This is a genomic window from Mycobacterium alsense (assembly GCF_002086635.1).
GTDB classification, from domain to species: domain Bacteria; phylum Actinomycetota; class Actinomycetes; order Mycobacteriales; family Mycobacteriaceae; genus Mycobacterium; species Mycobacterium alsense.
Genome location: NZ_MVHD01000031.1, coordinates 42,033 through 61,580 on the forward strand (window position 1 = coordinate 42,033; position 19,548 = coordinate 61,580).

Genomic DNA, 19,548 nt, shown 5'->3' on the forward strand with positions numbered 1-19,548 from the left:
CCCACCGAAAGTGCGTCCGACCGAAGGGGTGTAAGTGGCAGCGACCAAGGCACGTGCGGCAACCGATGAGCCGGTGAAACGCACCGCCACGAAGTCTCCATCGGCGCCCGCCAAGCGATCGCCGGCGAAGGCCGCCAATGGCGCCGCCCCGGCCAAACGGGCCACCAAGACGGCGCCGCGGGTCACCAAAGCCACCCGGGGCCACCAGGCCGCAGAGCCCAAAGAGGCAACCAAGAAAACCCGCTCCCCCGCCAAGAGCGCCGGCGCCAAGGCCGCCCGCGGAACCAAGGCGGCGGCCAAGGCCGCTCCGGAGGACGTCGACCTCGAGGCCCTCGACACCGACGGTGCCGTCGAGGACCTCGACGCCGAGCCCGACCTCGAGGGTGAGGCCGTCGAGGATCTCGACATCGATGCCGAGGACCTCAATCTCGACGACCTCGAAGACGAGGTAGCCGCCGACGGCGACGCCGACCTCGAGGCGGGCGACGCCGAGGACGGCGAGGCACCGCCCGCGCCCGCCGCCAAGGGCGAAGCCGCCGCCGACGAGGAAGAGGACATCGCCGAGCCCTCCGAAAAGGACAAGGCCTCCGGCGATTTCGTCTGGGACGAGGACGAGTCCGAGGCCCTGCGCCAGGCCCGCAAGGACGCCGAACTCACCGCGTCCGCGGACTCGGTGCGCGCATACCTCAAGCAGATCGGCAAGGTGGCGCTGCTCAACGCGGAGGAAGAGGTCGAGCTGGCCAAGCGCATCGAGGCCGGCCTGTACGCCACGCAGCTGATGAGCGACATGGCCGAGCGCGGCGACAAACTGCCCGCGGCCCAGCGCCGCGACATGATGTGGATCTGCCGCGACGGCGACCGCGCGAAGAACCACTTGCTGGAAGCCAACTTGCGCCTGGTGGTTTCGCTGGCCAAGCGCTACACGGGCCGCGGGATGGCGTTCCTCGACCTCATCCAGGAAGGCAACCTGGGACTCATCCGCGCGGTCGAGAAGTTCGACTACACAAAGGGATACAAGTTCTCCACCTACGCCACGTGGTGGATCCGCCAGGCGATCACCCGCGCCATGGCCGACCAGGCCCGCACCATCCGCATCCCCGTCCACATGGTCGAGGTGATCAACAAGCTGGGCCGCATCCAGCGCGAGCTGCTTCAGGACCTGGGTCGCGAGCCCACGCCCGAGGAGCTGGCCAAGGAGATGGACATCACGCCCGAGAAGGTGCTCGAGATCCAGCAATACGCGCGTGAGCCGATCTCGTTGGACCAGACCATCGGCGACGAGGGTGACAGCCAGCTCGGCGACTTCATCGAGGACAGCGAGGCGGTGGTCGCCGTTGACGCGGTGTCGTTCACGCTGCTGCAGGACCAGCTGCAGTCGGTGCTGGAGACGCTGTCCGAGCGCGAGGCCGGCGTGGTGCGGCTGCGCTTCGGGCTCACCGACGGCCAGCCGCGCACGCTGGACGAGATCGGCCAGGTTTACGGCGTCACCCGCGAGCGCATCCGTCAGATCGAGTCCAAGACGATGTCAAAGTTGCGCCACCCCAGCCGTTCTCAGGTGCTGCGCGACTACCTCGACTGAGCGCTTCCCGTTTCGGGTCGGGAGCCCAGCGCGCTTCCGCCCTCGCCAAGACCGGGTGTAGTACGCTTCCTGCGTGTCCGCCGTCGACGGCGGTACCCAATCCCGCTCCGCTACAAGCGGATTCAATCTCTATCCGTTGACCGCCCTGGACCATCCCCCACTGCCGCCAGTTCTAGGCATACTTCCCGGCAACCCGTAAGTTGCCCGGTTCATCGTGCCCCGATGATCAGGCAACAAGTAGGCGCTCGCCCGCGGCCGTCACGGCGCCTCCAGAAAAAAGGGTACGGATGTGCCAAAAAACCGTTGCGGGATCGATACCGAACCGCTACCTTGTTCGGTAGGGGGATTCAGGTCACACGTACGGGCACGATGTGGCGCGCATCCCGGCATGGAGGCGGTCGCGGCTTGCGGCCGGGAACGAAGGGTCAGCTCGTTGCCAGGAATACGTCTTGTGCCCGTGACCAGCGCTGCGCTCGGAGCGACCGAGGGCGATCGCGCCTGGGTCTCGCGGGCGCTCTGCAGGGAAAAGGATCCCGACGATCTGTTCGTCCGGGGAGCCGCACAACGCGAGGCCGCGGTCATCTGCCGTCACTGCCCGGTGATGCAGCAGTGCGCGGCCGATGCGCTCGACAACAAGGTCGAGTACGGCGTCTGGGGCGGCCTGACCGAGCGGCACCGCAGGCGATTGCTCAAGGAGCACCCCGAAATCGTTTCCTGGGCGGACTTTTTCGAGACGCGCCAGGTCCGCTCCGTCGGATAACTTCCGGGGCCGCCGACACCGCGCGAGGCTCAACTCCTCATTACGAGATTGTTACAGCTCTCGCACGATCGTGATCGCTGCGCCATCCCACAGACCGTTGGCCACCCGACGGGGGACTCGCGCTCAGGCGTCCCCGAGCGGCTCGAGGCGTCCGCTGGGGTCGTAATAGAGCTCCTGGCGCGCGATCCGGCCGTCGCGGTACCGGTAGACCACCACATACGTCGAGCGCAGGCGCTGCCCGCCGGACGTCCAGTCGAACTCGACACGCACGAACGCGACATCCCCATCCGGCGCGATGGCGTGCTCGACGGCCTCGTAGCGGATGTCGGCGCAACCGACGATGGTGAGCGCGATGAACTCGAGGGTGCGCTCGACGCCGTCGATCCGTTCCGGACAGTCGAAGAGCCGCACCGTCGGGCTCACGTACACCACGTCGGGCAGGTAAAGGTCCCGCGCGATCGCCGGGTCGCCGGCCGCGAACGCCCGTGCGAAACACGCCTCCTGCGCGATCAGCGCGCCCTGCGAGATGCCGCCGATGGTCATCGGCGTCGAGCATAGTGCGCGGCGCACCGCGCCGGAATCTCCCCTGCCGAACGCATTGGTGCGCAAGCCATGTCGGAGAAATTCGACTGCGCCGGCCGCCACGCCGTCGTACTGTGACCGGATGGCAGCCAACCGCGATGTGTTCTCGTCCGGATCGGAATTCGAGTCGGTGGTCGGTTATTCTCGCGCGGTGCGCACCGGCCCGCACGTGGCGGTGGCGGGGACCACGGGCGCCGGAGACGATCTCGCCGCCCAGACGCGAGACGCATTGCGCCGCATCGAGATCGCTCTCCAACAGGCCGGCGCCGCGCTCACCGACGTAGTGCGCACCCGGATCTACGTCACCGACATCACCCGCTGGCGCGAGGTGGGTGCGGTGCACGCAGAGATTTTCGGGCAGATCCGCCCGGTCGCCACGATGGTCGAGGTTTCCGCGTTGATCGGCCCCGAGCTGCTCGTCGAGATCGAAGCCGACGCCTACGTGGCATCCTGAGGCCCGCCGGCGGGCGGGAACGTGCCGTCGGGTTCCGGCGGGTAGGCGGTGACCCGGATCACCGCACGCGCCGGCAGCGGGCCGTACAGGTGGGGGAACATCATCGACTCCGGATCCGTTGCCACACCCGGTTCCCAACGCACCGGCGCATCCAGCAGATCCGGGTCGATGTGCAGCAGGACCAGGTCGTCACGGCCGCGGTAGAGCCGATTGGCGGGCAGATGGACCTGCTCGGGCGTCGACAGGTGGATGAACTCCGCCTGGGTTGCCCGGGGGTCGATCCCGCCCTGGGCGCGGGCCTCCGACCACTCCCGCCGCCCGCACAGGTGCACCAGCAAGCCGGGGTCGAAAGCCACGGTGACCAGCTTAAAAGGCACCGCTGATTAAACGTGAGCGGCTCGTGAGAAACGACACACCCGATAACGATCGGGGAACAAGGCGAAAACGCCATACGTCTGAGAGAGTGAATATAGGAAGAACGGAGAGGCCATGAATGCAACTCTGACCAGCCCCGAGCTCACCAGAGCGGACCGCTGCGACCGCTGCGGTGCCGCCGCTCGTGTCCGCGCCAAGCTGCCTTCAGGGCTCGAACTCCTCTTCTGCCAGCACCACGCCAACCAGCACGAGGCGAAGCTGTCCGAGCTCGACGCCGTGCTGGAGGTCAGCGGCAGCTAGCCGTCCCAACTCACCCCTCGGCAATGTGGGCGGTGCGGGCAGTCATCGGTAATGCTGGACGGGTATGAGCGATCAGGTCGCAAAGCCGTCCCGCCACCACATCTGGCGAATCAGCCTGAGGGCCCTGTCGAAGAGCTGGGACGACTCGATCTTCTCCGAGTCGGCCCAGGCGGGGTTCTGGTCGGCGCTGTCGTTGCCGCCGCTGCTGCTGGGAATGCTGGGCGCCCTGGCCTACGTGGCGCCGCTGTTCGGTACCGACATGCTGCCCAGCATCCAGCATCAGGTGATTTCGACCGCCCACAGCGTGTTCTCGCCCAGCGTGGTCAACGAGATCATCGAACCCACGATCCGCGACATCGCCAGCCACGCCCGCGGCGAGGTGGTGTCGCTGGGCTTTCTGATCTCGCTGTGGGCGGGATCGTCGGCGATCTCGGCGTTCGTCGACTCCGTCGTCGAGGCCCACGACCAGACCCCGCTGCGCCACCCCGTGCGGCAGCGGTTCTTCGCGCTGTTCTTGTACGTGGTTGGGCTGGTGGTCGTGGTCGCGTCCGCGCCGTTGGTGGTGGTGGGGCCGCGCAAAGTCGGCGAACACATCCCGGTCGCCCTGTCCAACGTGCTGCGCTACGGGTATTACCCGGCGCTGATCCTCGTCCTGATGATCGGGATCATGATCCTCTACCGGGTGGCCCTGCCGGTGCCGCTGCCGTCGCACCGGCTGATCTTCGGCGCGGTCCTGGCGACCGCGGTGTTCGTGATCGCCACGCTGGGGTTGCGGTTCTACCTGCGGTGGATCACCAGCACCGGCTACACCTACGGCGCGCTGGCCACCCCCATCGCGTTCCTGTTGTTCGCGTTCTTCGCGGGTTTCGCGATCATGATCGGCGCCGAACTCAACGCGGCCATCCAGGAAGAGTTCCCCGCCCCCAAGACGCACGCCCACCGGCTGCGCAACTGGGTGCTGGCGCACACGTCCCACAGGCGGGCGGCGGATTCGCCGGCGGGCACCCCAGCCCAGCCCGTCGCGCCCCAGCGCGGCGCAGCCGATATAGCCGACGTCGCCGCGGCCGAGCCGCCGGCCTGATCAGTCCTTCTTGAGGCGCTCGTAGATCCGCTTGCACTCCGGGCAGACCGGCGAGCCGGGTTTCGCCGCGCGAGTGACGGGAAACACCTCGCCGCACAGCGCCACGACGTGGCTGCCCATGACGGCGCTCTCGGCGATCTTGTCCTTCTTGACGTAGTGGAAGTATTTCGGGGTGTCGCTGCCGGTCCCGTCGTCGACGCGTTCGTCGGTCTCGGTGCGTTCGATCGTCTGGGTTTGCATGCCTGACATTGTGCCCCCTGACTCGCCGGTAGGAGGAATGGATGCGGTGTGGGACAGTGGATATATGAAGCGCGGCGAACAGCTGGGTTTCGACGGTTTTGACGATGAAGGCCGCCCGGTCCTGATCACCTCCGCCGCCCCCTCCTACGAGGAAGAGCACCGTGCCCGGGTGCGTAAATACCTGACCCTGATGGCGTTTCGGGTACCGGCGCTGATCCTGGCCGCCGTCGCCTACGGCGCCTGGCACAACGGTCTGATCTCGCTGCTGATCGTGGCGGCCTCGGTGCCGCTGCCCTGGATGGCGGTGCTGATCGCCAACGACCGGCCACCCCGCCGTTCCGACGAGCCCCGCCGCTTCGACAGCGCCCGGCAGCGCACCCCGCTGTTCCCCAGGGCCGTGCAGCCTGCGCTGGAGCCTCGCCGACGCGAGGAGCCGCAGCCGCACCCGTGGACCCGTGACCACCGCGAAGACGGTTCCCGCTAAGCGGCCACACGCCGCTGTTCTCAGGACATTCTCAGGTCGCCGGCACATTTGTGCACGTCAATGTGCACGTCAAAGCGTGTGAGATCACGAAGGGACGGGAACTCCCAAGTCGGGTCTGTCGTTGAACGACATGACAGTACAAAGCCGATCGGGAGGGGCGCCATGGCCGACTCGACTACAGGGGTCAGCACAAGCAGGTTCGAAGGCGATCTAGATGCCCAAAGCCCCGCCGCGGACTTGGTGCGCGTATATCTCAACGGCATTGGCAAGACGGCGCTGCTCAACGCGGCGGGCGAGGTCGAACTGGCCAAACGCATTGAAGCCGGGCTCTATGCCGAGCATCTGCTCGCCACGCGGAAACGCCTCGGCGAGAACCGCAAACGCGATTTGCAGGCCGTCGTGCGCGATGGCGAGGCGGCGCGCCGCCACCTGCTGGAGGCGAACCTGCGTCTGGTCGTGTCGCTGGCCAAGCGCTACACGGGCCGCGGGATGCCGCTGCTGGACCTCATCCAGGAAGGCAACCTCGGCTTGATCCGCGCGATGGAAAAGTTCGACTACACAAAGGGATTCAAGTTTTCGACCTACGCCACATGGTGGATCCGCCAGGCCATCACGCGCGGCATGGCCGACCAGAGCCGCACCATCCGCCTGCCGGTCCACCTGGTTGAGCAGGTCAACAAGCTGGCGCGGATCAAGCGGGAGATGCACCAGAACCTGGGACGCGAAGCCACCGACGAGGAACTGGCCGCCGAGTCCGGGATCCCCGTCGAGAAGATCAACGACCTGCTCGAGCACAGCCGCGACCCGGTGAGCCTGGACATGCCCGTCGGCTCCGAGGAAGAGGCCCCGCTGGGCGATTTCATCGAGGACGCCGAAGCGATGTCGGCGGAGAACGCGGTGATCGCCGAGCTGCTGCACACCGACATCCGCAGCGTCCTGGCCACCCTCGACGAGCGCGAGCACCAGGTGATCCGACTGCGCTTCGGACTGGACGACGGCCAGCCACGCACCCTGGACCAGATCGGCAAGCTGTTCGGTCTGTCCCGCGAGCGGGTCCGCCAGATCGAGCGGGACGTGATGTCCAAGCTGCGCCACGGCGAGCGCGCCGACCGGCTGCGGTCGTACGCGAGCTGACGGCCGCCCCACGTGGCGATCGCGAGCGCGGCGGCGCCGCGCGACGCGGGCCGCCACCATCGGCACTAGAGCCAGGTAGCAAGACGGTATGCCCGCCGCGCCAGCGGCGGGCATACTGCTCGCCGGGGAACCGTTACACCCATTCGCGCAGCTGGGCAAGTAGACTCAGCGTCAATGGAGGGTGCTGGATGAACGAGCTGGTTGATACCACCGAGATGTACCTGCGGACCATCTACGACCTCGAGGAAGAGGGCGTGACGCCGCTGCGTGCCCGGATCGCCGAACGCCTCGAGCAGAGCGGCCCCACCGTCAGCCAGACCGTGTCGCGGATGGAGCGGGACGGGCTCCTCCACGTGGCCGGCGACCGCCACCTGGAGCTCACCGACAAGGGCCGCGCTCTCGCGATCGCCGTGATGCGCAAGCACCGCCTCGCCGAGCGCTTGCTCGTCGACGTCATCGGGGTGCCCTGGGAAGAAGTGCACGCGGAGGCGTGCCGCTGGGAGCACGTGATGAGCGAGGACGTCGAACGCCGGCTGGTCAAGGTGCTCAACCACCCGACCACCTCGCCGTTCGGCAACCCGATCCCCGGGCTGCTGGACCTCGGCGTCGGCCCGGAGTCCGGCGCCGACGACGTCAACCTGGTCCGGTTGACCGAGCTCCCGGCCGGGTCGCCGGTGGCGGTCGTCGTCCGGCAGCTCACCGAGCACGTCCAGGGCGACATCGACCTGATCACCCGTTTGAAGGACGCCGGGGTCGTTCCCAACGCCAGGGTGACCGTCGAAACCAGCCCGGTCGGCGGCGGGGTCACCATCCTGATTCCCGGCCACGAGAACGTCACCCTGCCCCACGAGATGGCGCACGCCGTCAAGGTCGAAAAGGTCTGACAGCGGCGGCCGCTACCCCGCGCGCTGCCCGAATGTTCGCCGCGGCGGCAGCCGCACACCCAGTCGCTTGGCCAGCCGGTAGCCGGTGACCGCCAGCTCCCGGATAGCCTCGGGCCCGATCCCGGACTGCAGCGCCTGATCCAGCATGCCGGCCATCCGATGGTTGGGGTCGCAGCGCAGCGCCGCCTCCAGCGACACCCCCGCCAGCGGGCCGTCGCCGCGCGCGTACGCGCTGAACGCCAGCAACACCAGGGGCTCGACCCGCCACGGCCCGGGCAGGGTCCGCGCCAAGAGCGCCCACAGCGACTCGGCCTCGCTTGCGGTTTCGCCGACCGCCAGGCCGTACAGCGTGTCGCGCACGTGGATGTCGCGCAGCGCGCAGCCCAGCGCCGCGAGCTCGGAACCCGACGGCGTCGCCCCGCCGGCGACGCGGGCGGCGACGGCCATCGCCCTTTTCACGTCGCGCCGGGCGCAACCGGTGGGGTCGGAGCGATGCGCCATCCCGCGCTTCGCCTCCTGCCGCCGCAGGGCGCCGGCCAACTTGGCGCTGCGGGTCGGGTCCTCGACGGCGATGACGGCCTGCAGGTCGGAGCGGCGGCGGTAGAGCCGCCGTCCGTCGAGCACCGCCGCGGCGGCCACCGGGGACGCCGAGGGGTCGTCGATGATGCCGCCCGCGCCGCAGCCGTCCACACAGTGCCACCGCCCGCCCGCGGCCACCCGGTCCACCACGTGCGCGGCCCACAGCTCAATGTCGTGGAGCGACAAGGCTTTTGCCAGCGCCGCGCACAGCCGTCGGTGCTCCTCGTTGCACCCGGGGCAGGGCGCGCCCTCGGCGTCGACGATGACCGCGATCGCGGCCCGTGGCGTGGCCGCCGCGGCGATCTCGGCGAGGTGCCCGACCCCGTCGACGAGCCCCTCGGACAGGTCCACCCGCATCACCGCGCCGAGTTGCCCGTCGTCCACGGAGACCAGAACCAGTGAATTCTCCGGAACGAAGCCGAGAACGGCGGGCAGCGCGGCGATCAGCGCCGCGGGGCGGTTGAGGTCGAAGTCTGCGCGATGCGTAGGTCGTTGGTCTGTCATGGGCACCAACGCTGACGGCCGGCACCGTCGAGTCGTGCGCGCGCCGCGACATCCCGGCGCTCGTCTGTGGAGAAAGTCCCGACTGTGAGCCGTATCGTCTATCCATGGGTTCGATGCAGGAGTACGACATCGTCGTCATCGGTTCGGGACCGGGCGGCCAGAAGGCCGCGATCGCCTCGGCCAAGCTGGGCAAGTCGGTCGCGATCGTCGAACGCGGCCGGATGCTCGGCGGCGTCTGCGTCAACACCGGCACGATCCCCTCAAAGACGTTGCGCGAGGCCGTCCTTTACCTCACCGGCATGAACCAGCGCGAGCTGTACGGGGCCAGCTACCGCGTGAAGGACAGGATCACGCCGGCCGACCTGCTGGCGCGGACCCAACACGTGATCGGCAAGGAAATCGACGTGGTGCGCAACCAGTTGATGCGCAACCGGATCGACCTGCTGATCGGGCACGGCCGCTTCGTCGACCCGCACACGATCGTCGTCGAGGACCCGGGCCGCCGGGAGCTGACCACGGTCAGCGGCGAATACATCGTCATCGCCACCGGCACCAGGCCGGCGCGGCCGTCCGGGGTCGAGTTCGACGAGGAACGGGTGCTCGACTCCGACGGCATCCTCGATCTCAAGTCGCTGCCGGCGTCGATGGTCGTCGTCGGCGCCGGCGTGATCGGCATCGAGTACGCCTCGATGTTCGCCGCGCTGGGCACCAAGGTCACCGTCGTGGAAAAGCGCGACAACATGCTGGACTTCTGCGATCCCGAGGTCGTCGAGGCGCTGAAGTTCCACCTGCGCGACCTGGCGGTGACCTTCCGGTTCGGCGAGGAGGTGACCGCCGTCGACGTCGGCGCCGCGGGCACCGTCACCACGTTGGCCAGCGGTAAGCAGATTCCCGCCGAGACGGTCATGTACTCCGCGGGACGCCAGGGCCAAACCGACCACCTCGACCTGCACAACGCCGGGCTCGAGGTCGAGGGCCGCGGCCGCATCTGGGTCGACGGGACGTTCCAGACCAAGGTGGAGCACATCTATGCCGTCGGCGACGTGATCGGCTTCCCGGCCCTGGCCGCGACGTCGATGGAACAGGGCCGGCTGGCCGCCTACCACGCGTTCGGCGAGCCCACGGACGGCATCACCGACCTACAGCCAATCGGCATCTATTCGATCCCCGAGATCTCCTATGTGGGGGCCACCGAGGTGGAGCTGACCAAGAACGCGATCCCGTACGAGGTGGGGGTCGCCCGGTACAAAGAGTTGGCCCGCGGCCAGATCGCCGGCGACTCCTACGGCATGCTCAAGCTGCTGGTGTCCACCGAGGACCGCAAGCTGCTCGGGGTGCACATCTTCGGCACCAGCGCGACCGAGATGGTGCACATCGGGCAGGCGGTGATGGGCTGCGGCGGCACCATCGACTATCTGGTCGACGCGGTGTTCAACTACCCGACGTTCTCCGAGGCCTACAAGGTCGCCGCGCTGGACGTGACCAACAAGATGCGCGCGCTCAGCCAGTTCCGGCGCTGATACTCAGCAGCTGTCGTCGAGGTCGTTGGGCACCGGGTCGCCGGGACCGCCGGCCTCGGCGCGGGCCAAAAGCTGCGCGGTCTGCGCGTCGAACGGGGCGGAGTACGACACGTCCGCGGCGCACCCGCCGCGCTGGAAGCCGCCGATCAGGCCGGTGAGGGTGGTGCCGCTGATCCAGGGCGCGCCGCTGGTGCCGTCGACCAGCCCCTCGCACGGGAACGCGGGAAACCCGCCGTCGTTGACCGAGGTGTTGGCCGCGCAGCCGATCGGGTTGCCGCCGATGCCGGCCGGATAGCCCAGCACGGTGACGTGGGTGCCCGGCGGCGGCGCGGCGCCCAGCGTCAGCGCCAATCCCACGCGCGACTCGACCGGCACGCCGGCGTCGTTGCTGACCCGCATGATCGCGTAGTCCGCGTGCGGGTCCTTGCCGGCGGCCCAGCGGGGATCGACGTAGACGGCGTCGGCCTTCCACATGTCGGCGGGGGCCGGCGCGGCGTCACCGGCGAATCCGGGAACGAAGATCAGCTTGGCGGCCCCGGCCAGGCAGTGCGCGGCGGTGATCACCAGGTTGCCGGTCGCCGAGTGCACCACGGAACCCGTGCACACGTGCAGCGGTCCCTCGTTGACGAAGATCGCGCCGACGCGCCGGTCGGGCTCCACCGGTCCCGCGACCGCCGTCTGCTGGGGCTGGCTGAGCCGCTGCACCGGCTTCGTGGCCACCGGCGTGGTCACCTCGGGGCGCGCCGAAGGTTCGGCGGGCCGGGTGCACGACGTCAGCAACGTCGCCAGGCCGACCCCCGAGCACAGCAACAGCATCGGTATGCGCATTTGGTGTCCATCATGCCCGACCCCGGGGTGGGCGGGCACGACGCCGCGCGCCCCGGCGCGCCCCCCGGTTTGCTGTTCGCTGTTTCAATAGGGGGTGCCCGCCGATTCAGGCGACACTGGGTAGGGCACCCTGGAGAGATTCCCGAGAGGAGGACACCCCGATGGCCCGCCATCAAAGCCCGGACGACGACTACGAGCCAGGGCAGCCCGGGATGTACGAGCTCGAGTTCCCGGCGCCCCAGTTGTCGACGGCCGACGGTCGTGGCCCGGTGTTGGTGCACGCTTTGGAGGGTTTCTCCGACGCCGGTCACGCGATTCGCCTGGCCGCAAGGCACTTGCGCGCCGCCCTGGACACCGAGCTCGTCGCGTCCTTCGCGATCGACGAATTGCTGGACTATCGCTCGCGGCGGCCGTTGATGACCTTCAAGACCGACCACTTCACCAACTACGACGATCCGGAGCTGAGCCTCTACGCGCTGCGCGACGGCGCCGGCAACCCGTTCCTGCTGCTGGCCGGCATGGAGCCGGACCTGAAGTGGGAGCGTTTCGTCACCGCCGTGCGCCTGCTGGCCGAGCGGCTGGGCGTGCGCCGCACCATCGGCCTGGGCACCGTGCCGATGGCGGTGCCGCACACGCGGCCGGTCACGCTGACGGCGCATTCGAACAACAAGGAGCTGATCGCCGAGTTCCAGCCGTGGATTACGGAGATCCAGGTTCCCGGCAGCGCGTCCAACCTGCTGGAGTACCGCATGGGCCAGCACGGCCACGAGGTCGTCGGCTTCACCGTGCACGTTCCGCACTACCTGACGCAGACGGACTACCCGGCCGCGGCCCAGGCGCTGCTCGAGCAGGTGGCCAAGAGCGGATCGCTCGAGCTGCCGCTGTCGGCGCTGACCGAGGCCGCGGCCGAGATCCGGGCCAAGATCGACGAGCAGGTGCAGGCCAGTGCGGAAGTGGCTCAGGTGGTGGCCGCGCTCGAGCGCCAGTACGATGCCTTCATCGACGCTCAGGAGAACAGGTCGTTACTGACTCAGGACGGGGACCTGCCTAGCGGCGACGAGCTCGGCGCCGAGTTCGAGCGATTCCTCGCCCAGCAGGCGGAGAAGAAGCGCGACGACGACGACCAGGCTTGAGTCGTTTACCAGCCCGTCTCGCGGGCCGACACCAAGGGCGGCGCAGTTGACCGAGCGGAAGCGCAAGCGCAATCTTCGCCCGGTGCGTGAGGTCACCGCGCCCACGCTCGAGTTCCGCACCATCCACGGGTACCAGCGCGCCTACCGGATCGCCGGTTCGGGCCCGGCGATCCTGCTGATCCACGGCATCGGCGACAACTCCACCACCTGGAATGCCGTGCAGGCCAAGCTCGCCCAGCGATTCACGGTCATCGCCCCCGACCTTTTGGGCCACGGGAAATCCGACAAGCCGCGCGCCGACTACTCGGTGGCCGCCTACGCCAACGGGATGCGCGACCTGCTGTCCGTGCTCGACATCGAGCGCGTGACCCTCGTCGGCCACTCGCTGGGCGGCGGGGTGGCCATGCAATTCGCCTACCAGTTCCCGCATCTGGTGGACCGCCTGATCCTGGTCGCCGCCGGCGGCGTCACCAAGGACGTCAACGTCGCCTTCCGGTTGGCGTCGTTGCCGATGGGCAGCGAGGCCCTGGCGTTGCTGCGGCTGCCGCTGGTGCTGCCGGCGGTTCAGCTGGTGGGCAAGCTGGCCGGGGTGGTGATCGGCTCGACCGGGCTGGGCCGCGACCTGCCCAACGTGCTGCGGATCCTCGACGACCTGCCCGAGCCGACGGCCTCGGCGGCGTTCAGCCGGACCCTGCGGGCCGTGGTGGACTGGCGCGGGCAGATCGTCACCATGCTGGACCGATGTTATTTGACCGAGGCCATCCCGGTGCAGATCATCTGGGGCACCAAGGATGTGGTGGTTCCCGCCCGACACGCGTGGATGGCACACGCCGCGATGCCCGGCTCCCGCCTCGAAATCTTCGAAGGCTCAGGCCACTTCCCGTTTCACGACGATCCCGCCCGCTTCATCGACGTCGTCCAGCGCTTCATCGACACCACCCAGCCCGCCGAATACGACCAGGACGCCCTGCGGGCGCTGCTCCGCTCCGGCGGCGGCGCGAAGACCGTCACCGGTCCCGCCGACACGCGCGTGGCCGTCCTCAACGCCATCGGCTCCGACGAACGCAGCGCCACCTGATCCACCATGGCCATCGACGTGGCGGTCATGCGCGTGTTCACCGATCCCGACGGGAATTTCGGTAACCCGCTCGGCGTGGTGTCGGTGTCTCCCGCCGACCCCGCCAGCCAGCTCGCACCGCCGGACCGGCAGCGCCTGGCGGCCCAGTTGGGTTACAGCGAAACCACTTTCGTCGACCTGCCGGGCGCCGGTTCGACCACGGCGCACGCGCGGATCTACACCCCGCGCACCGAAATCCCGTTCGCCGGGCACCCGACCGTCGGCGCCGCATGGTGGCTGCGCGAAAACGGTTGGCCGGTCAAGACTTTGCAGGTGCCGGCCGGCATCGTGCAGGTGAGTCACGCCGCGGGCGCGACGGGCGAATTCACCGCCATCACCGCGCGCTCGGAGTGGGCCCCGGAGTTCGCCATCCACGAATTCGATTCCGCGGACGACGTCTTGGCCGCCGACCCGGCCGACTTCCCCGCCGACACGGCGCACTACCTGTGGGCGTGGCTGGATCGGGAAGCCGGGTCGCTGCGCGCCCGGATGTTCGCCGCGAACCTCGGTGTGCCGGAAGACGAGGCGACCGGCTCGGCGGCGATGCGGATCACCGACTACCTCAGCCGCGGCCTGCGCATCATCCAGGGCAACGGATCGGTCATCGAGACCACGTGGAACCCCGAGGGCTGGGTCGGGGTCGCCGGGCGCGTCGTCGCCGACGGGGTCAGGCGGATCGAACTCAGCGCCGGCGCAACACCGCGGTGAGGTGGTTTTGCAGGGGCTGCCCGACCGCACCCATGGCCACCGAGTAGGACAGCTCGTCGCCCTCGAGGCGCAACGAACGACCAAGCGCGGTCACCTCTTTGGCGCTGGGTGCCAGCCCGATCGTCCCGCCGGGACTCGTGGACAGCTCGAGCTCGATGCGCCCGCCGGTCACCGCATAGGTGCCCACCTCGATCTCGGTGATGCCGCTCGGATGCACGAGGACCCACTCGAGTTGGCCTGGCCGCGGGGCCCGCAGATATCCGGCCTCGGCATGCAGCGGCTTGCCGTCGGCCACCGCCTTGGTCTTCTGGGTGTAGGCCAGAAACGGCTTGCCCACGTGGGAGAAGACGACTTCCTCGACGTAGTCGAAGGGCTCGATCGTCGGGTACTTGCCCGAACCCTGACCGCCCCACGTGCCCAGCAACGGGGCGAGCGCTTCGAGATCGGGGTGCAGGTCGGGAGGCATGAAAACAGCCTAGCGAGTTGGCCGGTGCCGGTCCCGTCAGCCGGGAGCCGACACGTTGCGGTGCGCGCGCAGGGCCTCGATCTCCCGCTCGAAGTCCTCCGCGGACGAGAACGACCGGTACACCGAGGCGAACCGCAGGTAGGCAACCTCGTCGAGATCGCGCAGCGGGCCCAGGATGGCCAGGCCGACCTCGTGGCTGGGTACCTCGGGCGATCCCGCGGCGCGCACGGTGTCCTCCACCTGCTGGGCGAGCAGATTCAGCGCGTCGTCGTCGACCTGACGGCCCTGGCACGCCCGGCGCACCCCGCTGATGACCTTCTCCCGGCTGAACGGCTCGGTGACACCGCTGCGCTTGACCACCGCCAACACCGCGGTTTCGACGGTCGTGAAACGCCGTCCGCACTCGGGGCACGACCGGCGGCGCCGAATCGCCTGGCCTTCATCGGTTTCGCGCGAGTCGATCACGCGGGAGTCGGGGTGGCGGCAGAACGGACAGTGCATGACCGCTCCTTCGCCGTGCTCACCTAGGGTCGCAGAACGCCGCAGAACACTGAAAGCGTACCCGCGCCTCACCCCCGGGTCAGCCCACGGGCGCGATCAGCGTCTGGCCGGCGGCCAGCGCCGGCGAGTTGAGATCGTTGAGTTCGCGTATGCGCGCGGCGACCTGGCGCGCCGGCGCGTCGGGGGCCACCCTGTGCGCGACGTCCTGCAGCGACTCCCCCGGTTCGACCCGCACCACGGCGAGCCGGTCGGGCACCGCAGCGGCCGCCCCCGCGGCGCCGCCGTTGAGCGCCTGGCCGATGTCGGCAACCAGGCCCAGCCACACGGTGATGATCCCGGCGATCAGCGCGAGCCCCAGCGTCGTCGCGAGCGTGACGGGGCGCCCGCGGTGCGGGGCCCTCGACATCGCGACGCCGGTGCCGTGGTAACGCGTGGGTGCGCCGGCCGGACGCGCCGGTCCGGGGCGGCGGCGGGCCAACCCGTCGCGGCCGGGACGAAGCCCCGGCACCGGCCCGTTGACCGGGCGCCGGGCGCTGGTGGTGCGCGGCGAGACTGCGTGGATGATGGTCATCGGCGTTCCTCCGGTCAACTGGTTCTCGCTCGTGTGTTCGAAACTATAGTCGCTCGTGTGTTCGATAGCCGAACATTTGAGCGAAGCGTGTCGCACGAGCAAAACGCTAGACGGCCCCACCGACAAGTTTTCGCCACGGCTTCCCGGCAGCCTTCCCGACGACCTTCCCGGCAGCCTTCCCGACGACCTTCGGGCGGCGCGACCACGGACATGGCCTGCGCATACCCGAACCGCCCGAGAGTTACACACTTGTTATTCGCCCGGTCGCCCCCCTGTCGGCCTCTGTCGGCCCCTGCCGGCGCCCGCGACACGCCAGTCGAACACATGTTTGATTCTTTGCCGCGGCGGGGCTACATTCGGTGCATGGGCGACAGCAACGACCGCAGCAACGACACTCCCCCAGCCGGCTCGTCCGCCGACGCGGACGGGCGGTTGCACGCCGTGGATTCCACGTTGACCGAACGGCAGCGCACCATCTTGCACGTCATCCGCGAGTCCGTCACCACCCGCGGCTACCCGCCGAGCATCAGGGAGATCGGCGACGCCGTGGGCCTGACGTCGACGTCCTCGGTGGCTCACCAACTGCGCACGCTGGAGCGCAAGGGCTACCTGCGCCGCGACGCGAACCGCCCCCGCGCCGTCGACGTCCGCGGCGCCGACGAGGGCGGCGACGCGGCGCGCGCGCCCGTGACCGAGGTCGCCGGCTCCGACGCCCTGCCCGAGCCCAGCTACGTCCCGGTGCTGGGGCGCATCGCCGCGGGCGGACCGATCCTCGCCGAGGAGGCCGTCGAAGACGTCTTCCCGCTGCCGCGCGAGCTCGTCGGGGAGGGCACGCTCTTCCTGCTCAAGGTCGTGGGCGACTCGATGGTCGAGGCCGCGATCTGCGACGGCGACTGGGTGGTGGTGCGCCAGCAGCACGTCGCCGACAACGGCGACATCGTCGCGGCCATGATCGACGGCGAGGCCACCGTCAAAACGTTCAAGCGCGCGGGCGGTCAGGTGTGGCTGATGCCGCACAATCCGGCGTTCGACCCGATACCCGGCAACGACGCGACCGTGCTCGGCAAGGTCGTCACCGTCATCCGCAAGGTCTGACGCGCGCCAGTTCAGTCGGCCTTGATGAACCCATTGGCCTGCGCGACTTCCTCACTGGACAGCCAGATTTCGGCGAGCGTGTCCTGGTAGAGGTCGCTGCCCGGCGTGTAGTACAGCCCGAAGCGGGCGCTGGCCTTGATCGGATATCCGTCGGGCGCCTGGTACGGGTCGTTCAGCGGCAGGTGGATCGTGGGGCGCCCGCCGGCGGCCGGCGCGGCGCCGCCGACTTCGGGCGCCGGCCCCTCTTCGTCGTCCATGGCCGCGTGGCGCCCGGCGCGCTGTTCGGCGTCGGGCCCGGGGGCTTCGGCGGCCTCGGCGTCCGGCGCCCCAGATAGCTCAGATGGCTCAGACGGCTCGGCAGGCTCGGCCTCCGGCGAGGCGGCATCGGGATACCCGGCGTCGGCGTACTGGGCGTCGGTGTACTCGCCGTCGGTGTACTCGGCGTCGGTGTACTCGCCCTGGGTGTACTCGGCCTCCGCGTAGCCGGCGTCCTCGGGCTCGGCGTGCGTGCCCTCCTCGGCGGCCTCCGGGTAGGCCTCCTGGGGGGCCTCGCCGTAGCCGGCCCCGGACAGCGCCTCCGCCGAGACGATCGGGATGGAGTCCGTCTGGACCGCGTCGGGATCGTCGTCGTCGGCCTCGCCGGGCGCGGCGGCCCCCCGGCTCCAGCTCACCCGCGCGGCGGGGCCGGCCTCGACCGGCGGCTGCTGCTCGGGTGGGTTCAGGTCCGCGCGCGCGAAATGGTCGGTGGCCAGGTCGCCGTTGTCGCCGACGTCGTGGCGCCAGCTCCCTTCGGCCGCGGGTTCGTAGGCGGCGTCCGCCTCGGGCTGGGGCTCGTAAGCCGCGGCTTCGGGGGCGCCGCGCCGCGCGCGGCGCCGGCGCCACCCGATGGCCAATGCCACCAGCGCGATCAGCACGGCCAGCGAAATGGCGGCCACCGGCCACCACTGGCGCCAGTCGAACTTCTTGCCGTGCGAGGGCATCGCCGCGGTGCTCGGCTGGTTCTGCCCCGACACCTGCAGGCCGGACAGCAGGGGCGCCAGGTTCGACGGCTCGGTGGTGAACGAGTTCTTCGCCCGGTTCCACGAAATCTTGCCGCCGGTGAACTGCTGCGAGACCACGTCGCCGTCCACGGCCTGGTCGCCGACCGGGGCGCCCAGCTTGCCGGCGGGGCCGCGCAGTTTGTCCCACGCGGCCTTCATCGCGCCGCGCACGACGAACGCGCCGTGGTCGCGGGTCCAGAAGATCACCGGCTTGTCGGCCGCGGCGAACGTGGCGATCCGGCTGGCGGGGCCGAGGCCCCCGTCGGTCTCGTTCGCCGTGGGGAAGCCGAGGTCGCTCCCGACCGGGCCGCCCAGCGACTCGTACTTGGCGAGGATGTCGCTCTCGAGCGCATTGGCGCCGGTGGCCTGGTTGAAGAACACCTTGCCGCCGGTGAAGTTCTGGGCGATTCCGTCGCCGCCGATCGAATACGGTCCACCCTGCTTGGCGCCCAGCGGGCCGGTCGCCCCGCCGGCCGCGCGCCAGGCCATGTTGATGGCCGCGGCCGGATCGATCGTTACCTGCAGGCCCTTCAGCTGGTCGGCCAGCGCCGGCGGGGTGGTGGTGAACTCCTTGGAGTTCCTGTTCCAGGAGATCTCGCCGCCGCTGAACTTCTGGGAGCTGACCTCACCGTCGTGGGTCTCGTCGCCGACCGGCGCCCCGAGCACGCCCCCCGAGCTGCCGAGCTTGTCCCAGGCCGCGTTCAGCGCGCCGCGCACGACGAACGCGCCGTGCTCCGCCGTCCAGAAAATCACCGGCTTGTCGCTGGCGGAGAAGGTGGCCACGCGGCTGTCCGGCCCCGCCAGGCCGGGGACCTCGTTGATGGTGGGGAACCCCAGATCGCTGCCCGCCGGACCGCCCTGCGTCTCGTATTTGTCCAGGATCGGCCCGTAGAGGAATCTCGGCCCGGTGTCGGTGGTGTAGAACATCCGGCCGCCGTCGAAGTCCAGCGCGAACCCGTCGGCGACGGGGTAGACGTCGCCCTTTCGGGCCCCCAGCGGTGACGTGTCGCCGCCGGCCTTCTCCCAGGCGGCCATCATGGCGGCCTCGGCGTCGCCTATCGGGGACGCCACCGCCGTGGGAGCCAGCAACGAGGCCGCCATCACCGCGGCGGCCATGCCGATCACAGCGCGCCCGACCAGCTTGCGCATCCGCCCTCTCTGCCCGTTCACCAAGCCTCCCAGCCGGGGGTCAGCCCCCTATCACTGGCCATGCCCGCACCTGCAAGCCCCGCGAGCGGGTCGTACCCCCACCGCGGGGAAGTAACCCCGGTACGAACCGGATTATCGCCGGGCTCGCATAACTTTGCCCGTGCCGAGGGGGAATGCGAAGGCAAATTAAGAAAATTGCGGAAACGGTGACCGGGTCGATGTCGAAATGATGCCGGATTACGCCCGAACCGCCACCGACCTCCGCATGTGGCTACGCGATCGACATACGACAAACGCATATGCCGACGGTACGCGAAGCCGCTAGTCGGTCGACGATCTGCCCGACCAAGAGACCATTCCGGCCATTTCATTATTTGACGGGCTAGCTACTTCGACCTGAAAAACCATTGAGGTGGTGAGGACGGGTTGGTGAGCGGTGGTCGGGTGCCGGATGGGTTTGCGGT

22 protein-coding genes are annotated in these 19,548 nt (G+C 69.3%); 13 read left to right on the plus strand and 9 right to left on the minus strand.

Going from position 1 to position 19,548, the window contains the following annotated elements; translation table 11 throughout:
- Positions 1-34 precede the first annotated feature (34 nt).
- Entirely contained in the window at positions 35-1,579 is a 1,545-nt protein-coding gene (locus tag BST11_RS17135; RefSeq protein ID WP_083139120.1) for an RNA polymerase sigma factor, read from the plus strand.
- 433 nt (positions 1,580-2,012) lie between these two features.
- A complete protein-coding gene (locus BST11_RS17140) occupies positions 2,013-2,339 on the plus strand; it encodes a WhiB family transcriptional regulator (RefSeq protein ID WP_372509748.1) in 327 nt (108 codons plus the stop codon).
- A 123-nt stretch (positions 2,340-2,462) separates the two neighbouring features.
- Here the strand turns inward: BST11_RS17140 and BST11_RS17145 are convergent, their stop codons facing one another.
- Positions 2,463-2,882 carry a nuclear transport factor 2 family protein gene (locus BST11_RS17145; protein ID WP_083139122.1) on the minus strand — a complete coding sequence of 140 codons (420 nt, stop codon included), beginning with the start codon at positions 2,880-2,882 and terminating at the stop codon, positions 2,463-2,465.
- Between the two features lie 121 nt (positions 2,883-3,003).
- On the opposite strand from BST11_RS17145, the gene BST11_RS17150 reads away from it, so the two are divergent.
- Positions 3,004-3,375, plus strand: a complete 372-nt coding sequence (locus tag BST11_RS17150) for a RidA family protein (protein WP_083139123.1) — start codon at positions 3,004-3,006, stop codon at positions 3,373-3,375.
- Here the strand turns inward: BST11_RS17150 and BST11_RS17155 are convergent.
- Positions 3,360-3,740, minus strand: coding sequence for a DUF952 domain-containing protein (locus BST11_RS17155; protein ID WP_244897686.1), 381 nt, complete (start codon positions 3,738-3,740; stop codon positions 3,360-3,362). The two genes, BST11_RS17150 and BST11_RS17155, sit on opposite strands and share 16 nt — an antisense overlap.
- A 124-nt stretch (positions 3,741-3,864) precedes the next feature.
- Between BST11_RS17155 and BST11_RS17160 the strand changes: the two genes are divergently transcribed.
- Together BST11_RS17160 and BST11_RS17165 are read left to right on the plus strand one after the other, a co-directional pair.
- The gene (locus BST11_RS17160; protein WP_083139124.1) at positions 3,865-4,050 is read left to right on the plus strand and encodes a DUF7455 domain-containing protein; all 186 of its coding nucleotides are present in this window, start codon (positions 3,865-3,867) and stop codon (positions 4,048-4,050) included.
- Between the two features lie 64 nt (positions 4,051-4,114).
- The gene (locus tag BST11_RS17165) at positions 4,115-5,131 is read left to right on the plus strand and encodes a YihY/virulence factor BrkB family protein (protein WP_083139125.1); all 1,017 of its coding nucleotides are present in this window, start codon (positions 4,115-4,117) and stop codon (positions 5,129-5,131) included.
- Here BST11_RS17165 and BST11_RS17170 read toward each other — a convergent pair whose 3' ends face one another.
- Complete coding sequence (locus BST11_RS17170) at positions 5,132-5,371, minus strand: DUF3039 domain-containing protein (RefSeq protein WP_067325558.1); 240 nt, start codon at positions 5,369-5,371, stop codon at positions 5,132-5,134.
- Positions 5,372-5,417: 46 nt separating this feature from the next.
- Here BST11_RS17170 and BST11_RS17175 point away from each other — a divergent pair, with 46 nt between their 5' ends.
- The 3 genes from BST11_RS17175 to ideR all read left to right on the plus strand — a co-directional run bounded on the left by BST11_RS17175 (position 5,418) and on the right by ideR (position 7,873).
- Positions 5,418-5,855 (plus strand): DUF3099 domain-containing protein, encoded by a 438-nt coding sequence (locus BST11_RS17175; RefSeq protein WP_142276406.1) that lies wholly within the window; start codon positions 5,418-5,420, stop codon positions 5,853-5,855.
- A 162-nt stretch (positions 5,856-6,017) separates the two neighbouring features.
- Positions 6,018-6,989, plus strand: coding sequence for a sigma-70 family RNA polymerase sigma factor SigB (gene sigB / locus BST11_RS17180; protein WP_067325552.1), 972 nt, complete (start codon positions 6,018-6,020; stop codon positions 6,987-6,989).
- Positions 6,990-7,177: 188 nt separating this feature from the next.
- Positions 7,178-7,873: an iron-dependent transcriptional regulator IdeR gene (gene ideR / locus BST11_RS17185; RefSeq protein WP_067325549.1), complete on the plus strand. Its 696-nt coding sequence runs from the start codon at positions 7,178-7,180 to the stop codon at positions 7,871-7,873.
- A gap of 12 nt (positions 7,874-7,885) precedes the next feature.
- On the opposite strand, the gene BST11_RS17190 is transcribed toward ideR, so the two are convergent.
- Positions 7,886-8,956, minus strand: coding sequence for a DUF4192 domain-containing protein (locus tag BST11_RS17190; protein WP_083139127.1), 1,071 nt, complete (start codon positions 8,954-8,956; stop codon positions 7,886-7,888).
- Positions 8,957-9,069: 113 nt separating this feature from the next.
- On the opposite strand from BST11_RS17190, the gene sthA reads away from it, so the two are divergent.
- A complete protein-coding gene (sthA, locus tag BST11_RS17195) occupies positions 9,070-10,476 on the plus strand; it encodes a Si-specific NAD(P)(+) transhydrogenase (RefSeq protein ID WP_142276408.1) in 1,407 nt (468 codons plus the stop codon).
- A 3-nt stretch (positions 10,477-10,479) separates the two neighbouring features.
- Here the strand turns inward: sthA and BST11_RS17200 are convergent, their stop codons facing one another.
- Positions 10,480-11,304, minus strand: a complete 825-nt coding sequence (locus BST11_RS17200) for a trypsin-like serine peptidase (protein ID WP_083139129.1) — start codon at positions 11,302-11,304, stop codon at positions 10,480-10,482.
- 161 nt (positions 11,305-11,465) lie between these two features.
- On the opposite strand from BST11_RS17200, the gene BST11_RS17205 reads away from it, so the two are divergent.
- From BST11_RS17205 to BST11_RS17215, 3 genes are read left to right on the plus strand one after another with little or no spacing between them, the layout of a single operon-like run.
- The gene (locus tag BST11_RS17205) at positions 11,466-12,437 is read left to right on the plus strand and encodes a proteasome assembly chaperone family protein (protein WP_083139130.1); all 972 of its coding nucleotides are present in this window, start codon (positions 11,466-11,468) and stop codon (positions 12,435-12,437) included.
- Between the two features lie 46 nt (positions 12,438-12,483).
- Entirely contained in the window at positions 12,484-13,515 is a 1,032-nt protein-coding gene (locus BST11_RS17210; protein ID WP_083139131.1) for an alpha/beta fold hydrolase, read from the plus strand.
- A 6-nt stretch (positions 13,516-13,521) separates the two neighbouring features.
- Complete coding sequence (locus tag BST11_RS17215) at positions 13,522-14,262, plus strand: PhzF family phenazine biosynthesis protein (protein WP_083139132.1); 741 nt, start codon at positions 13,522-13,524, stop codon at positions 14,260-14,262.
- Here the strand turns inward: BST11_RS17215 and BST11_RS17220 are convergent.
- The 3 genes from BST11_RS17220 to BST11_RS17230 all read right to left on the minus strand — a co-directional run bounded on the left by BST11_RS17220 (position 14,237) and on the right by BST11_RS17230 (position 15,800).
- Entirely contained in the window at positions 14,237-14,728 is a 492-nt protein-coding gene (locus tag BST11_RS17220) for a peroxynitrite isomerase (protein ID WP_083139133.1), read from the minus strand. The genes BST11_RS17215 and BST11_RS17220 overlap by 26 nt on opposite strands.
- Positions 14,729-14,764: 36 nt before the next feature.
- On the minus strand, positions 14,765-15,229 hold the full coding sequence (gene nrdR, locus BST11_RS17225) for a transcriptional regulator NrdR (protein ID WP_067325527.1): 465 nt from the start codon (positions 15,227-15,229) through the stop codon (positions 14,765-14,767).
- A 79-nt stretch (positions 15,230-15,308) separates the two neighbouring features.
- Positions 15,309-15,800: a LysM peptidoglycan-binding domain-containing protein gene (locus tag BST11_RS17230; RefSeq protein WP_083139134.1), complete on the minus strand. Its 492-nt coding sequence runs from the start codon at positions 15,798-15,800 to the stop codon at positions 15,309-15,311.
- A gap of 363 nt (positions 15,801-16,163) precedes the next feature.
- Between BST11_RS17230 and lexA the strand changes: the two genes are divergently transcribed.
- Positions 16,164-16,895, plus strand: a complete 732-nt coding sequence (gene lexA, locus BST11_RS17235) for a transcriptional repressor LexA (protein WP_083139135.1) — start codon at positions 16,164-16,166, stop codon at positions 16,893-16,895.
- 11 nt (positions 16,896-16,906) lie between these two features.
- Here lexA and BST11_RS17240 read toward each other — a convergent pair whose 3' ends face one another.
- Positions 16,907-19,105 (minus strand): LGFP repeat-containing protein, encoded by a 2,199-nt coding sequence (locus BST11_RS17240; RefSeq protein WP_443677629.1) that lies wholly within the window; start codon positions 19,103-19,105, stop codon positions 16,907-16,909.
- Positions 19,106-19,548 lie beyond the last annotated feature (443 nt).